Here is a 14,992-nt window from a genome sequence, read left to right as displayed (position 1 = left end):
AGGCTCAGTGACAAAGCAAGTGCTGTAAGCGGAAAGCGGAATAATCTTTTCATAGTTTTAAGTTTTAAAATGGTAAATGGTAAAAATTGGGTTTAAAGTTTATGTAAAACAGCAGCTTTGCTAACCTGCTGGCAACAAGACAAAGGTAGGGCTAGTGGCTGGCCAAGCACATAGGCCCTGCTGCTCATTTTCATAGGTACTACTGCTCAGGTTCGCTCTGTAAAGTCTCCCCACAGCTCTTTAGAGTTGCTGCGGCACCAAGCATTAGGTTAATGCTTCAGCGGAAGGATAATTTGTACCCGGCTTTAATAAAGTATAAACCAGCCGGTGGGTGAGCATAAGTATAAAGGACAGGAAGGTAATTGCCGCACTTCTGTACTAAAGTGCTAATCGGTCATTATTTTCTTTGCTAGTATTCTGTAAAATATTCTGCAAATATTTAAATTGTAGCAGTGAAGTGGTTTTTAGGAAAGGGATTTTAGTTTAAGCAAAATGGACGAATCCAGGCTTGCTACCAGGCTTATGGCTTTTCACTCCGGAGCTACTGGCAAGTAGCTGCTATTTACCTCGATGAACTGATTATCAAAGGCATATAATTCTCCTGCCATGCGAGCATCCTGCTTTTTACTCTGGCTATTATGGCTGCTGCCGCCGCTCCTAAACCTGCAGACCAGCCATGCCGCAGCGTTGCCGCTCATCAGGCTTGAAAACCAGAAAAATGTTTATACCATTGGCGCCGATGTTGCCTTGCTAGAAGATCCGACCGGTAAGCTGACTTTGGATCAGGTGCAGCAACTGAAAGGCTCTTTTATCAGAAGCCGGCAGCAGGCCCCAGTGTATGGCCCCACGACTTCGGCGGTCTGGTGCCTGTTTCGGATGCGGAACACCAGCAAGGAAGATAAATGGTACCTGGAGGTCGCCAGTTCCTATTTGCATGAAGTAGACCTGTACCGGCAGAATGCAGCGGGCGGGTTCGACAGGCTGAAAGCCGGGGCAGGGCAGCCTTTCGAGAGCCGTTTTGTACATACCAACCGTCTCATACTGCCCCTGCAGTTGCCTGCCGGTGCGGAGCGCACGTACTATATGCGGCTGCGGAGCCGCAACATACTTCGGTTTCCGCTGAAGGTGGCCACTATGCCAGCCCTTTACGAGAGTAACCATACCATAGACCTGGTTAATGGCATTTACCTGGGGCTGATGTTCGCGCTGATGATGTATAACCTGTTCGTGTACCTGTCGCTGCGAGATAAAGCTTACCTATACTATATCCTGTTTGTGCTATCGGTGGCGCTGGAGGTAGCCAGCATCCGGGGTTACCTGCTGGAGTGGCTGCCCGAGCCGCTGACCTGGTTGGTGAATGCCCGGTTCTTTTGCGGCTTGGCCATCCTTTTTTCGATCCCTTTTGCCAATGCCGTGCTGCAGGTAAAACAATACCTGCCGGCACTTTATCCCTGGCGGTGGGTGGTGATTGGCTGCCTGGGTATCGTGCTGCTGTTAAACCTGTTACAATGGTATGTATGGGCGTTTGCCTGTATGCTGCTCACCTTTATACCTGTTTACCTGTATGCTTACGGCGCCGGCATTCTGATCTACCGGCAGGGGTTTAAGCCGGCTTTATACTATACCTTAGGCTCTGCTGCCTTGGGGCTGGGTATTCTGATCTACATCCTTAAAGATACCAACCTGCTTCCCGAAACGCCTTTTACCGAAAGCAGCCTGCAGTTAGGGTCTGTTGTTGAGGCAGTGGTGCTCTCGTATGCCCTGGCGAGCAAGTTTAACATTTACCGGCTCGAAAAAGAGCAGGCGCAGGAGCTGGCAATGCAACAGGCAACTGCCTTCTCGCAGCAGCTGATCCAATCGCAGGAGAACGAGCGCAAACGTATTGCCGCCGAACTGCACGACAGCGTAGGGCAAAGCCTGATTCTGATTCGTAACCGCGCAACGCTGATCCGGAACAACCTGGGGAGATCGGACAAAACCGAGGTGCAACTGGATGCCTTGTCCGAAACAGTAGCCAACACCATTCAGGATATCCGGACCATTTCTTACGGGTTACGGCCTTACCAACTGGACCTGCTGGGGCTGACACACGCCATCCGCGGCCTGGCGGAGGAAGTAGCCGGTGCAACGCAGCTGCAGCTGACAGAAGAAATAGAGCAGATAGATGATCTGTTTCCGCCGGAAAGCGAGATCAACATTTACCGGATCGTGCAGGAGTGCCTTAACAATATGGTGAAGCATGCGGGTGCCACCATGGCCCGCCTGGCCGTGCACCGGCAGGGAGAGGAGGTAGAACTTTGGCTGGAAGATAACGGCAGGGGCATTTCTCCGGCAGTTTTCGCCGATGGCACCAGCCGTGGCTTTGGCTTGCTGGGCATCGAAGAGCGCCTCAAAATACTGGCCGGCACCATCACGTATCATGCGGGGGTACCTCGCGGCACCCGCATTCATATACTAATTCCTATCCCTGTAGCACATGCAAAAGCTTAACATCGTTATTGCCGATGATCATCCTATTTTCCTGAGAGGACTGCGGGACATATTGGGCATGGAAGAAGACCTTCACGTAGTAGCACAGGCGCCTAACGGCAAAGAGGCATTGGTGGCCGTGCAGGTATACCGCCCCCATGTAGCGGTGCTGGACATCGATATGCCGCACCTGAATGGACTGGAAGCGGCAGAAAAGATCCTGCAGCTGTTTCCGGAGCAGCCGGTTATTCTGCTCACCATGCACAAAGAAAAGGCGCCGCTGATGAAGGCGCTGGAGCTGGGCATTATGGGCTATGTGCTAAAGGAGAATGCGGTAACCGACATCATGCATGCTATCCGCAGTGTGGCAGCAGGTAATCCTTATATCAGCCCCGAAATGTCGGCTTTTCTGCTCCGGAAACCGCAACCTGCCCTCAAGCAGCGAAATCAGGAAGCAGCCCAACTGCTCACACCGGCCGAGAAGCAGATCGTGCGGCTGGTGGCACAGTATAAATCAAGCAAAGAGATTGCCGATGAACTCTTTATTAGTGAAAAGACAGTTTTTAACCACCGCATGAACATCGCCAAAAAGCTCAACCTGACCGGAAAGAATAGCCTGCTTCGTTTTGCGCTGGAATTGAACTTGTGAGCTACATGAGCGGGTATAAGAGTGGTTTAACAGCTCTTAAACTGCAGTTAAGTATAATCTGATACCAGCTGAAGTATAGCCGGGCAGGATGGAGGTAGCAGTTGAATTCTTTCGCTGCTGAAAAATTTATTTCAATATTTGGGATTTCTTTTGATGAGAATGGCAAGGAGGCTTTCTTTTCTGTAATTAAAATGAAATAGATAGTTGTATCAATTGCCTTTTACTTAAAAGAGAGAAAAACAGCAGAAACTTAAGTCTTGAAAGAGCGTTAAGGGAGCTAATTTAATGTACTTTAAAGAGTATTTATTAGACTAAGCGCCCATAAACAGCTTACAAACAAACTTAATGGCAAATTTTAAATACGTGCTGCTTGCAGCCTGGCCATCCCTTGCATGGGCGGCCAGGTGCACTTCTTCCAGTTCCACCATCACTGTTTTCCACGGTCCAAAAGTAGAGACACGGCCTGCCTGGTTTTGCGAGGCCACCTGGGATGCTGAATACAATGCAGGCGATTTTGACCTGACAGATCTTGTGTTTGGGTCTGGCGGCCGGGTCAGGGAAGAACAGGTGCTGTTCGTCTCATCCGGTACAACAGTAGACAGACTACAGTCGCTGGCAGATGAGGAAGGCGTCTGGATTTCCAACTCGCTCGCCTGCCTGATGGCTGTAACAGAGGCTACTTTTGCAGCTACGGATACCAGCTATTTCGAGAAACTGGGCTCCATTGTGAAAGGCCTTGGCAAGTATGAGCAGGAACTGGCTGCTTCAGCAGGAAAAGTACAGTTCACCTATTTCAATAACCTGAAATGGGACGGCACCACCTTGCAGGAAGTGGAAAAACCGGATACCCAACGAGACTTCGGGAACTTTACCAGCTACCGTAATTTTTTACAAACCTCGCTGCAGCAAGTCAGGGAAAACATGGAAGCAGCTGGCCGGCAGCACCCTTACCAACTGCTGGGCACCCTTTCATCCGGCTACGACTCCACTACAAACACGGTACTGGCACAAAAGGCCGGGCTGCAGGAAGTGCTTTCTTTCTCCAACGCCCGCGGCGGCAACGCAGATGATGGCGAGGCCATCGCCGCTATACTTGGCATTAAACTCACGCTGGCCCCACGAAATGCCTGGCAGGCAGAAAGCTTGGCAGAAGTTCCTTTTATTGCCGCGGATGCAAAAGGAGAAGACGTATACTTTGGCGGTGTCAAAGCGTTGCTGGGCGGCCGCGTGCTGCTGACAGGCTTTCATGGCGACAAAGTATGGGCAAAAGGAACGACCAAGCTGGATGCCAGCATTTCGCGCGGCGACCGCTCTGGTTTATCGCTGACGGAGTACCGCTTGTGGGCGGGATTTCTGCACCTGCCACTTCCGTTTATGGGCGTACGCCAGATCCGCGATATCAACGCAATCAGCAACTCGCCGGAAATGAAGCCCTGGGATATTCCGGGGAATTATAGCCGCCCGATTTGCCGGCGAATTGTGGAGGAGGCAGGCGTGCCAAGGAACATGTTCGGAATGTCTAAAAAAGCCGCTTCTGTGCTGTTTGGCTCTAAAAGCGATGCCCTGATGCCTGCTACCCGCCAGGCATTTTATGAATGGCTGCATGCCCATGATGCGGAATGGTTGTCGAAAGCGAAGAAACCACCGCTTGCATCCGGCAATATGGTAGAGCGTTTTGCCGCTCCTTTTGCTCTTGTAAAGCGGGCAGTAAACATGCTGTCAAAAAAAGCACCCAAACCGATGCAGGGCTCGGCAAAACGTCTAAAGCAACAACTAGAGCATCTGGAGCGGCAGCAGGACCCGCTTACGTATGTGTTTCCGTGGGCTATTGAGAAAGCCAAAGAGCGCTACAGCGCATACCACGCCTATAAAAAATGAACCCAAGCATCAGAACGTCCAGCAACACAGTTACTGATCTAGCAAAGGCGAAATACCTTTTGCTTCTCCCTACGCCCTGCTACATACTTTAATATGTGGCAGGGCGTGGGCTTTTAATCCGTTTCACAAGGTAAGCGTGCTCCGCCAGTAAGTATAAACACGTACGGTGGCAGCACATTACGCGAGTCTGTTTATTGCGTTAAGCAATTTTTATCCTAATTTAAAGCTGCAGGGGCTCGGGTGGTGTTGTATGGCAGCGGGCACGTCCTTCCTTCACTTTAACATAGCGGATATGTTGCGTAACAAAGTTTTTGTATGGTCTGTAGTAGTGGCCTTGGCAGGCTTCCTGTTTGGCTTCGACACGGCTGTTATTTCCGGTGCCGAACGCGCCATTCAGCAAGTGTGGAATCTGAGTGTCATCGAGCATGGCTTCACCGTTTCCATTGCCCTGTTTGGTACCGTCATTGGTGCACTGGTCGGTGGCATTCCGTCAGACAGGCTGGGGCGGAAACCAACGCTTATCTGGATCGCCATTTTTTACCTTGTTTCGGCCGTAGGCTCAGCGCTGGCGCATGATTGGTACCTGTTCCTGTTTTTCCGTTTCCTGGGTGGGCTGGGAGTAGGTGCCTCTTCTGTCGCGGCTCCCATGTATATCAGCGAAATAGCGCCTGCTGATTCGCGGGGCAGGCTCGTAGCATTGTTCCAGTTTAATGTGGTATTCGGTATTCTCATAGCCTTCCTCTCTAACTATCTGCTCGGTGGCACCGGGCCGCAGGATTGGCGCTGGATGATGGGCGTAGAAGCTTTCCCGGCGGTCGCGTTTTTGATCGGTATGCTGCTGGTGCCCGAAAGCCCGCGCTGGCTTATCCTGAAGAAAAATAAAACGGCAGAAGCAGAAGCTATCCTGCAGGTAGCCAATCCGCGAAGTGATGTGTTCCGGATTGTGGAAGAGATAATCCGTACGGCGAAAATAGATAGGCGAGATGCCGAGCCCTTCTTCTCGAAGAAGTATAGCACGCCTATCATGCTGGCGATGCTGTTTGCCTTTTTTAACCAGTTGTCGGGCATTAACGCGATCATTTATTACGCCCCTCGCATTTTTGAGATGACGGGGCTGGGCCCAAGTTCAGCACTTCTATCGTCGGCAGGAGTGGGACTGGTAAACTTCCTTTTCACACTGCTGGCCCTAAACTTTATCGACCGGTTCGGGCGCCGGAAACTTATGCTGATCGGTTCTTTCGGGCTGATCAGCACGCTGGCGCTGGTGTCGTGGTCATTCTTTACCGAAAATTTCCAGGGCTATGCTGTGCCCGTGTACCTGTTCATCTACATCGCTTTCTTTGCTTTCTCGCAGGGTGCCGTTATCTGGGTGTTTATCTCAGAGATCTTCCCGAACCAGGTGCGCGCTTCGGGGCAGGCACTGGGCAGCTTTACGCATTGGCTGCTAGCCGCCATCATTGCCTTCGCTTTTCCTTATGTAGCCGAGACGTTGGGTGGCGGGCAGACGTTTCTTATTTTCTGCATCATGATGGTGCTGCAACTCATTTTTGTATGGCGCCTGATGCCTGAAACCAAAGGCACCTCGCTGGAGCAAATCGGGCAAAAGGTTGTATACCATGAACAGGAGCAATAAAATGAACAAGATTGTATGCTTTGGCGAAATGCTCTGGGACATGCTGCCGACCGGCCGCCTGGCTGGTGGCGCCCCCATGAACGTGGCCATACACCTGCAGTACCTGGGCAACGCGCCGGCAATTATTAGCCGGGTAGGCCAGGATGCGCTGGGAAAGGAGTTGCGGACTTACCTGCACTGCAAAGGCGTAGCGGATGGCCTGGTGCAGCAGGACGAGGCCTACAAAACCGGTGTAGTGGAGGTAAATGTGCGTAACCGGAGCGAAGTGACCTATACCATTGTGCAGCCTGTCGCCTGGGATTTTATTGCGCTGACAGCTGAAGCACAGCAGGTAACGACTGCAAGTGATCTTTTTATCTATGGCAGCCTGGCAGCCCGCAGCCAAACCAGCCGCCATACTTTACTGGCGCTGTTGGAGTTGGCGAAGTATAAAGTATTTGATGTTAACTTACGCCCGCCACATTATGACCGTGCCCTGCTGGAACAGCTGCTGCCACAAGCCGACATGCTGAAGCTTAACCACCACGAACTGGCGGAGATCGCCTGCTGGCACCAGGCTTACCGGGATGAAAAAAGCAACATGCAGCTGCTACAGGAGCAGTATAAGCTCGACAAGCTGCTCGTAACCCGCGGAGAACATGGCGCCGCCCTGCTCACAACAGACGGTTTTTATGAACAGCCGGGCTATGCAGTTACCGTTGAGGACACCATCGGGAGTGGCGATGCGTTTCTGGCTGCTTTCCTGAGCAGTTACCTGGCAGGGGAGGCTTACCAACAGAGTCTGCAAAAAGCCTGTGCCAGGGGCGCACTGGTAGCAACACACCGCGGTGCTACGCCCGAGATCAGCTGCGAAGCCATCGCAGCACTTGTGCAGCAAGGAACATAAGTATGAGCTTATTCCACTGGTAGGGGTTGCCCTGAGACTACTTTAAGGTTTAGCTTTTCAACTTTTCCGCTGTCATTCACCCGGGTGCTGTCGATCGTTACGGTGCTGGTGCTATCCGCACTTAGCAGGATGTCTACCAATTCCCCTGGATCCATTCTGCCTAAGGGCGTATTATCCATCACACAATAAATAGCGGCGTCCGGGGCGAAGTACTGCAGCACATCGGGTTTCCAACGTTCTCTGGCAGCAATAGGCACCTCCGTTTTCATCAGCTGGCTCAAGTACCCTTCTAAAGTGGCGGGCTTGGTGGAGGCGGGCTTTTTCTCTTTTTTAGCAGGAACGGGTACCTCTTTAGGAGTAGGGGGCGGCGTAACAGGTGCTTCCTCTACCTCTTCGGGTGGTGCCGTGGCAACTGCGGCCGGCTGGGCAGAACGCGCACTTTCCTTTACCTCCGGTGCTGGCGTTGCGGGCGCTTTGCCTGCTGTATCTGTTTGTGCAGGAGCCGTTACCCCATAAGCAGCGCCTGAAAGTCCGGCTGTAGCAGCAACGGTATCATCGGGCGACTGCTTTTTAAAGTATAAAAAGAAGGCCGCTGCCCCCAGCACCACCAGTATGGCAAGAGCGGCAAGCAGTGCTTTGCGGGAGACTTTCAGCCGATATCCTCCGCCCAGTCCCCAGCGGCTGGAAGTTTTCCAAGTTCCGTTTTCCAGGTAATAAGCTCCTGCTGCTTCCAGTTGTTGCGGCGTAGGCCGCTGCTTCCAGTCAGGGTGCATGCAGGCCTGTAGAATGTTACTTAATCCCTTTGGGTAGGATGCTGGCAACGAAGGAATCTTCGTTTCTGTACTGCTCAAGAAAGGTTTCTCGCCTGTACATAAAGTATAAAGGGCCACGCCCAACGAAAACACATCGCCTGCCTTATGGCTGTCAGGTTGATAGGTGGCCTGGCTGGGCAAAGTATAAGCTGTGGCGAGGGTGGTTGGCTGTCCGGCAGAACGGTGAAGGGCATACCGGGTATGGGTGCTGATGCCATAATCTGACAGCAGGTAGTCGCCTTGTGCGTCGGTCAGAATATCGGCGGGCGTAATGTTCTGGTGAAAAAGGGGCGGATCGAACGCATGCAGGTATACCAAGGCGCTGCCGATTTGCTTTAACACCTCCGCTACTTCCCGTTCTGAAAGCGCCTGCTGCTCCTGCAGCCGCCTGTTGAGTGATCCATGCGGCAGGTAAGGCATTACCAGGTAGGGCGTGCCGTTATAGAAGTCTGTGCGGTGCACCGGAACCAGGTGCGGATGGTCAATCGCAGGAAGGCTGTCGAAATCTTTCTTAAGAAGGTTCAGGGTTAAAGTATCCAGTGCCGTGAGAGGTGCAAAGATCCGGATAGCCACCGTAGTGCCCAGTTCCTGCATATCCTCCGCTGCCCATACTTCCGAAGTGCCATGAAAGTCCAGCAACGCTTTTAAAAGGTAACGTTGTGCAAAAACATCGTTTTCCTGTAGTTTCACCATAAAGTATTTTCTTGAGAAGCGCTTTTTCTCACGCGTATTTTATACTTAGTTCCTTTACGAGAGAAGTGACGCTTTTATTACAAATCAGAAGAATTCGATTGATACCTGCCATTTCAGAAAAGCAAAAATAGAAAATAGCAAGGCAGTGGCAGTGAAGCAAGGTTCTCTTTTATACTTGCGCTATACCTTCAGCGGATGAGTGTTGGCCGCTGCTGGTGCAGGGCAACTGACTAAGTTGATTTGCTCCAATGCAAAAGCCCCGGATAACTCAGGCACTATGCCTTTATCCGGGGCTTTAAACTAGCGGTAGGCAGCTGTGTTACCGCGGATTACTGTAAGCGGCAGTTTCTACTGAAAAATCGGCAGCTTTTGTTTATTTCGCGGTATTCAGCTGTTCCAGCAACAGGTACCGCGCACGGGTTTTGTCATCTTCTGCGCGCGTGTTCACGTCTATCAACATCACTGGTGCATTGTTGCTACCATTGAATGCCGGCCAGGTGGGCAGGCTCTTGCCATTGGGGTTGCCGGTCTTGATAAAGTTGGCGAAATAGCTTTGCATTATTTTTGAGACCTTGTAATCTTCCGGCGTCCACGCGTATACTTTGTTTGTTGCCAGGTTGCCCAGTGCGTATTCTATTTCAGCCGAGTGCACGGCTCCGCGGGCAGGAGGCATCTTTTTAGCACCATCGGCATTCCGGATCACTCCACCAGCCAGTCCCGGAACAGCGTTGCCCATCTCGGGCGTCATCTCCGGTCGTGCACGGGAGTATAGGTAGCGGTAAACCGGCTTACCCCCGGTTTTGCTGTGCGCATCCACCCACTTCCAGGTACTATACCCGATAAACCGGTCGCTGGCCAGGGCAGTTGCGGATGCTAACACCTGCTCATTGGTGGTGCCCGGGTATACTTTCAGCACCTCATCAGCATGCTCTCCATATAGTTTCTGCACAGCTTTTTTATAGTTCTCCGGGGTAGGCTCCTCCTTACCCAGAATAGCCTGGTAACCTGATTCTTCAGAGTTCCAGCCAGCAAGGAGGGGTACGTGGGCCTGTTCGCCGGACATAAAGATCTCCAGAGGCGACTTAGGGAAGAAGTAGCCATCTACCACCGGGTAAAAGCGGGGCATGTTTGGCTTGCCTGTAGCTTCTAAAAGCTGCTGTGCCGGCATGGCCCGCAGTGCTGCCAGCGAGTTAGCGTCAACAGCTTTCGCAAACGCAACACCTTCCGCCTCACCCTGGCTCAGCGTAGCGGTGGGCTGCAGCGACAGCAGCGAGCCACTCTCGCCGATAGCGCCGGCAATGAGGTCTTTAGACAGGGGGGAAGCCATCTGGGCGCTCACCGAGTAGGAGCCGGCAGACTCGCCGGCAATCGTGATTTTGGAAGGATCACCACCAAACGCAGCAATGTTGTGTTTCACCCAGCGCAGGGCCGCGCTCTGGTCCATCAGGGCATAGTTGCCTGAGGCGTGGTGCGGGGATTCTTTGGTTAGCTCCGGGTGCACAAAAAAGCCGAACACGCCCAGCCGGTAATTTACCGTAACAGCTACGATGCCGCGTTCTGCCATACTTTCGCCATCATAACGCGGTTCCGAGCCATCGCCGGCCATAAAGCCGCCGCCATAATAATATACCAGCACCGGCAGGAGTTCTTTCCCTGTTTTGGCCGGTGTCCACACGTTCAGGTACAGACAATCTTCGCTCATACCGTTAGAGCGGAAATTCATGTCGCCGAACAAGGGCAGTTGCATGGCCTGTGGCCCGAATTTCTTTGCCTGCCGCACGCCCTGCCAATCCTGTACCGGCTGAGGCGCTTTCCAGCGCAGTTCGCCGACCGGCGGCGCTGCAAAAGGCATTCCCTTGAACATGCGGACGCCGTTTGCGCCCGTAGTGCCTTCTACTATGCCATTGGCCGTTTTTACCTGGTTGGCCGTTGCTTTTCCTGTTGTCTGAGCCATTGCTCCTGGCGCTGCCAGCAAAACTGCGAGCAACACAAGGGCACATACTAGCTTTAGATGCTGTTTCATAAAGGTTGATTTGATGAGATAAGACCGTAAGTTAGTTTAACTATAATAATAGTGAATTTTCAGAATGATCCATAAAGGCGAAAGCTTTTAGCTTGTACAAGTATAAAGTAACAAACCCTGAAGACAAGCGCCGCCGAGTACTTCGCCCCGTGAAAACCTTTCATTTGTGCCGATGGGTGCATGGTTTGCTGGTGCTTTGGTGTACGCTATACGTGATTTTGTGAAAAAAGAAGTGTAATTCTTACAAAGCAGGTATAAGGTTGATTTTGGTTCAGGAGGAAGAAGTTTTTTGCTCGTCGGATAACATGCGCTGTGCGGCCTGCTTTCCGCTAGCCAGAGCAGCTTCTACTGTTCCCATGGCGTGGCCGGTAAAAAGGGCTTCTCCGGCAAAATATAAGGTGCCGGCTAGGGGCTGCACCAGCACCTGGCAAGCCGCTGCCGTCTGTACGGTGGCATACGCATAGGCGCCACGCGCAAACGGATCTGCCGCCCAGTTTACCACACGAGCAGCCACTAACTGCGCCTCCAGCAAAGCCGTGCTGGTCTGAAAAATGTATGCTAACGATTCCAGCGCTTTGGCCAATAGCGCTTCTTCGGAGAGGTGCTGCAGCTGGGTTGCGTTTGGTCCGGCAAGCCAACCCGTTAGCAGGGGTGTTTTAGCAGGCAGATGCGTCCACCAGGTAGGTACCGGCGAAGCATCCGACAGCAGGAAGCTGAGCTCCGGCATCTGGCGCACCTGGTTCTGCAATGCCAAATCATCCCAGAAGCAGGTCTTAAACTCCAGCAGCATTTTGATGACCGGCCCAAAGCCCAGTTGCTGCAGCGCCACATGATAGGGTGCAGGAAGAGCGGGAGAGAAGTGGATATGCCCGATGCTGCCGGGCTCCGATAGCAACACACCCAAGGGTACGGTTACCAGCACTTGCCGCGCCGTATACGTGTTTCCTTGCGCATCCTGCACCTCCACCAGACCTTGCTGCCAGCGCACCTGTTGCACCACACAGCCCAGGTGGATCGCACCTCCTGCCGCCCGGACCTCTTCGGCGAGAAACTGCATCGCCTGCCCATAGCCGCCTTTCGGGAAAAAGGAATTTATAGCACCACCGCTCAGCCACTCGTCCCGCAGCGCAAACACGCTGACTTTAGCTGCATCGGCGGCATCATACCCTTCGGCAAACTTGAGCACGCCCTCCCGCAGGCCCGCGTACGCTTCATCCCCAAAGTGCTGCGCCAGAAAGGCAGTTAGAGACATGTCCTGCTGCAGCCGTTCCAACGTGGCCAGCAGCACATCAAAGTGTTCGATAAACTCCTCTGTTTCCTGCAGCGCGCCGGCTTTTACCTGATACGTGCGCCCTTGCATGGAATAAAAAGAAACGCCGGCCTCCTGCAGCACCTGTTGCGTGAGTGGCAGATCGCCATGTATAAACTCGGCCCCTGCCTCTACAGGGTTCGTAAACCCTGCCGGCCGGAAAGTATAAGTGCGCCCGCCGATACGGTTACGTGCTTCCAGCACCTGTACACTTTTACCTGCTTTTACTAACTGGCGGGCTGCCAGCAGGCCGGCTGCGCCAGCGCCTATCACGATGCAATATGTCATACTAGGGTGGTTGTTCAAAATAGTTTTTCCAGGTTCTTTTCGGAGCAGTTGAAGTATAAAATACAAGGTGCTACGGGTGTTATGCTTCTCAGGTGTATTTTGATCACTTCAGTTTTTTAATTTTATTGTGCCAGATTTGCACTGTGCATTAGCCAAAGATAACAGTTACCATCCTCCTTTTAGATTCAGGCGTGGCAAAGCGGCCGCTAAAGATAAGGCGGTAAGGAGTTGTTTAGTCGTCATTTCATAACAAATTAGCCAAGCTGAATAGGTCAGCTTGGCTAAGTTTTCTATCTTAACAGACGAAAACCAAAACTCCTGATATGCTTAAAAACATACATGCAAAACACTTGGCCGGTATCCTGCTGGCCTCTTCTGTTTTAGCTACTGCGTGCCAGAACAACAAATCCGGTAAAACGGAAGACGCCACCGCCCAAGCGCAGCAAGACAGCACGCAAGGCCCGACCTACCTGTCGCAGCCGCTGGTAACCAACATGTATACCGCCGACCCTTCGGCGCACGTGTTCAACGGAAAGATTTACATTTACCCCTCGCACGACATAGAGTCGGATATACCCGATGATGACACCGGCGCGCAGTATGCCATGCGCGATTACCACGTGCTGTCGCTGGACAGCGTGGGCGGTAAGGTGACAGACCATGGCGTAGCGCTGGATGTAAAGGATGTGCCCTGGGCAACGAAACAAATGTGGGCGCCCGATGCGGCTAAGAAAGGCGATACCTACTATTTATACTTCCCGGCCAAAGACAAGCAGGACCAGTTTAAGATTGGCGTAGCCACCAGTTCCTCGCCGACTGGTCCGTTTAAAGCGCAGCCAAACCCCATCGAGGGCAGCTTCAGCATTGATCCGGCCGTGTTTACTGACACGGATGGCGCCTCGTACATGTACTTCGGCGGTATTTGGGGCGGGCAGCTGCAGCGCTGGCAAACGGGCGCATTCACTGACAAAGACACCTATCCGGCAGATGACCAGCCGGCGCTGATGCCGAAGGTAGCGCGGTTGAGCTCCGACATGCTGCATTTTGACGGTCCGGTAAAGGATCTGCAAATTTTGGGTAAGGACGGCAAGCCGCTGACAGCCGGCGAAAACGACAAGCGGTTTTTCGAAGCCTCGTGGATGCACAAGTATAACGGCAAGTACTACTTCTCTTACTCCACCGGCGACACGCACAACATTGTGTATGCCATCGGCGACAGCCCGACAGGCCCTTTCACGTACCAGGGTGTGCTGCTGAATCCGGTGCAGGGCTGGACGAATCACCACTCTATTGTGGAGTTCAACGGCAAATGGTACATCTTCTACCACGATATCCAGCTATCGGGCAAAACCAACCTGCGGAACGTAAAAGTGACGGAACTGCACTACAACCCGGATGGCACGATTCAACCCATAACTGCTTACAAAGAATAAGCAGCCATTCCTATAACATACAAACGCCCGGCTCATACTTAATGAGTCGGGCGTTTGTATGTTATAGCTGTAATCTGACTTTATACTTATTTTCTTCGGTGCTGTTGGATAAATCCGGCTCTGCCTGAGCCTACACTGTAACGCTGGTAATGCTGCGGGTTTTTCTTGTAGTAGTCCTGGTGGTATTCTTCAGCCTCATAGAAAGGTTTTGCCGGCAGAATAGGCGTCACGATTTTGCCCTGATAGCGGCCGCTTTCCGCCAGCGCTTTCTTCGATTGCTCTGCCTCTGCCTTTTGCGCTTCGGTGTGGTAAAAAATGGCGGTTTGATAAGAGGAGCCCCGGTCTCCGAACTGCCCGCCTGCATCCGTTGGGTCTATCTGCTCCCAAAAGATCTCCAGTATCTCGCTGTATGGCATCACGGCCGGGTCATACGTAATCTGCACAGCTTCGTAATGGCCGGTAGTGTCGGAGCAAACCTGCTGGTAAGTAGGGTGCTCCAGCTCGCCCCCCGTGTAACCCGATACTACTTTGATAACGCCTGGCCATTGGTCGAAAGGCTTTACCATACACCAGAAACACCCGCCGGCAAACGTGGCTAGTGCGTATTGTGATGCTTCTTTTTTATTCTCTTCCATTCCTGCTTCTCTATAGTTTGATGATCTGTGATGCAGCCTTACGGACTGTATGTTACTGGCTAAAACAGGCAACTTGTCTTAATGTTCAGCGGCGCTTCCGGATACCCGTACAGCAGGCTGCCTGCTCCTGTAACGTGCCAGTGCGGCAACTGTTTTCGTACGGCAGCGAGAACGGGCGGTGGCGGTACCACAAACGACTTGAGGTACAGCACGTATACTTCGCGTCAGCCGGTGCCGGACAAAAGCCGGACACTTTCTGTTGTGAAAATAAACGAAATACGTAT

The 14,992-nt window shown here is 52.4% G+C and carries 10 protein-coding genes; 6 read left to right on the top strand and 4 right to left on the bottom strand.

What is annotated here, in order from left to right; translation table 11 throughout:
• The first annotated feature begins 606 nt into the window (after positions 1–606).
• The 5 genes from ABDW72_RS15435 to ABDW72_RS15415 all read left to right on the top strand — a co-directional run bounded on the left by ABDW72_RS15435 (position 607) and on the right by ABDW72_RS15415 (position 7,515).
• Positions 607–2,490, top strand: a complete 1,884-nt coding sequence (locus ABDW72_RS15435) for a sensor histidine kinase (RefSeq protein WP_347159488.1) — start codon at positions 607–609, stop codon at positions 2,488–2,490.
• Positions 2,477–3,118: a response regulator gene (locus tag ABDW72_RS15430; RefSeq protein ID WP_347159487.1), complete on the top strand. Its 642-nt coding sequence runs from the start codon at positions 2,477–2,479 to the stop codon at positions 3,116–3,118. Before ABDW72_RS15435 ends, ABDW72_RS15430 begins: the two co-directional genes overlap by 14 nt.
• A gap of 345 nt (positions 3,119–3,463) precedes the next feature.
• The gene (locus ABDW72_RS15425; RefSeq protein WP_347159486.1) at positions 3,464–4,996 is read left to right on the top strand and encodes a hypothetical protein; all 1,533 of its coding nucleotides are present in this window, start codon (positions 3,464–3,466) and stop codon (positions 4,994–4,996) included.
• 292 nt (positions 4,997–5,288) lie between these two features.
• A complete protein-coding gene (locus ABDW72_RS15420) occupies positions 5,289–6,629 on the top strand; it encodes a sugar porter family MFS transporter (protein ID WP_347159485.1) in 1,341 nt (446 codons plus the stop codon).
• A gap of 1 nt (position 6,630) precedes the next feature.
• Positions 6,631–7,515, top strand: coding sequence for a carbohydrate kinase family protein (locus ABDW72_RS15415; RefSeq protein ID WP_347159484.1), 885 nt, complete (start codon positions 6,631–6,633; stop codon positions 7,513–7,515).
• Between the two features lie 8 nt (positions 7,516–7,523).
• Here ABDW72_RS15415 and ABDW72_RS15410 read toward each other — a convergent pair whose 3' ends face one another.
• The 3 genes from ABDW72_RS15410 to ABDW72_RS15400 all read right to left on the bottom strand — a co-directional run bounded on the left by ABDW72_RS15410 (position 7,524) and on the right by ABDW72_RS15400 (position 12,640).
• Positions 7,524–9,020: a serine/threonine protein kinase gene (locus tag ABDW72_RS15410; protein ID WP_347159483.1), complete on the bottom strand. Its 1,497-nt coding sequence runs from the start codon at positions 9,018–9,020 to the stop codon at positions 7,524–7,526.
• 373 nt (positions 9,021–9,393) lie between these two features.
• Positions 9,394–11,043, bottom strand: a complete 1,650-nt coding sequence (locus ABDW72_RS15405; RefSeq protein ID WP_347159482.1) for a carboxylesterase/lipase family protein — start codon at positions 11,041–11,043, stop codon at positions 9,394–9,396.
• A 271-nt stretch (positions 11,044–11,314) separates the two neighbouring features.
• Complete coding sequence (locus ABDW72_RS15400) at positions 11,315–12,640, bottom strand: flavin monoamine oxidase family protein (protein WP_347159481.1); 1,326 nt, start codon at positions 12,638–12,640, stop codon at positions 11,315–11,317.
• A 323-nt stretch (positions 12,641–12,963) separates the two neighbouring features.
• Here ABDW72_RS15400 and ABDW72_RS15395 point away from each other — a divergent pair, with 323 nt between their 5' ends.
• Complete coding sequence (locus ABDW72_RS15395; protein WP_347159480.1) at positions 12,964–14,073, top strand: glycoside hydrolase family 43 protein; 1,110 nt, start codon at positions 12,964–12,966, stop codon at positions 14,071–14,073.
• Positions 14,074–14,159: 86 nt separating this feature from the next.
• Here ABDW72_RS15395 and msrA read toward each other — a convergent pair whose 3' ends face one another.
• Positions 14,160–14,708, bottom strand: a complete 549-nt coding sequence (gene msrA, locus ABDW72_RS15390; protein ID WP_430438157.1) for a peptide-methionine (S)-S-oxide reductase MsrA — start codon at positions 14,706–14,708, stop codon at positions 14,160–14,162.
• Positions 14,709–14,992: the final 284 nt, after the last annotated feature.

Source organism: Pontibacter chitinilyticus (assembly GCF_039748935.1).
Classification (GTDB): domain Bacteria; phylum Bacteroidota; class Bacteroidia; order Cytophagales; family Hymenobacteraceae; genus Pontibacter; species Pontibacter chitinilyticus.
The sequence above is the reverse complement of the archived record's forward strand: the minus strand, read 5'-3'. Positions and strand labels throughout refer to the sequence as shown.

Coding starts and splice junctions, on each gene's coding strand:
- ABDW72_RS15435 (WP_347159488.1), top strand. CDS start 607: ATGCGAGCATCCTGCTTTTTACTCTGGCTATTATGGCTGCTGCCGCCG.
- ABDW72_RS15430 (WP_347159487.1), top strand. CDS start 2,477: ATGCAAAAGCTTAACATCGTTATTGCCGATGATCATCCTATTTTCCTG.
- ABDW72_RS15425 (WP_347159486.1), top strand. CDS start 3,464: ATGGCAAATTTTAAATACGTGCTGCTTGCAGCCTGGCCATCCCTTGCA.
- ABDW72_RS15420 (WP_347159485.1), top strand. CDS start 5,289: ATGTTGCGTAACAAAGTTTTTGTATGGTCTGTAGTAGTGGCCTTGGCA.
- ABDW72_RS15415 (WP_347159484.1), top strand. CDS start 6,631: ATGAACAAGATTGTATGCTTTGGCGAAATGCTCTGGGACATGCTGCCG.
- ABDW72_RS15410 (WP_347159483.1), bottom strand. CDS start 9,020: ATGGTGAAACTACAGGAAAACGATGTTTTTGCACAACGTTACCTTTTA.
- ABDW72_RS15405 (WP_347159482.1), bottom strand. CDS start 11,043: ATGAAACAGCATCTAAAGCTAGTATGTGCCCTTGTGTTGCTCGCAGTT.
- ABDW72_RS15400 (WP_347159481.1), bottom strand. CDS start 12,640: ATGACATATTGCATCGTGATAGGCGCTGGCGCAGCCGGCCTGCTGGCA.
- ABDW72_RS15395 (WP_347159480.1), top strand. CDS start 12,964: ATGCTTAAAAACATACATGCAAAACACTTGGCCGGTATCCTGCTGGCC.
- msrA (WP_430438157.1), bottom strand. CDS start 14,708: ATGGAAGAGAATAAAAAAGAAGCATCACAATACGCACTAGCCACGTTT.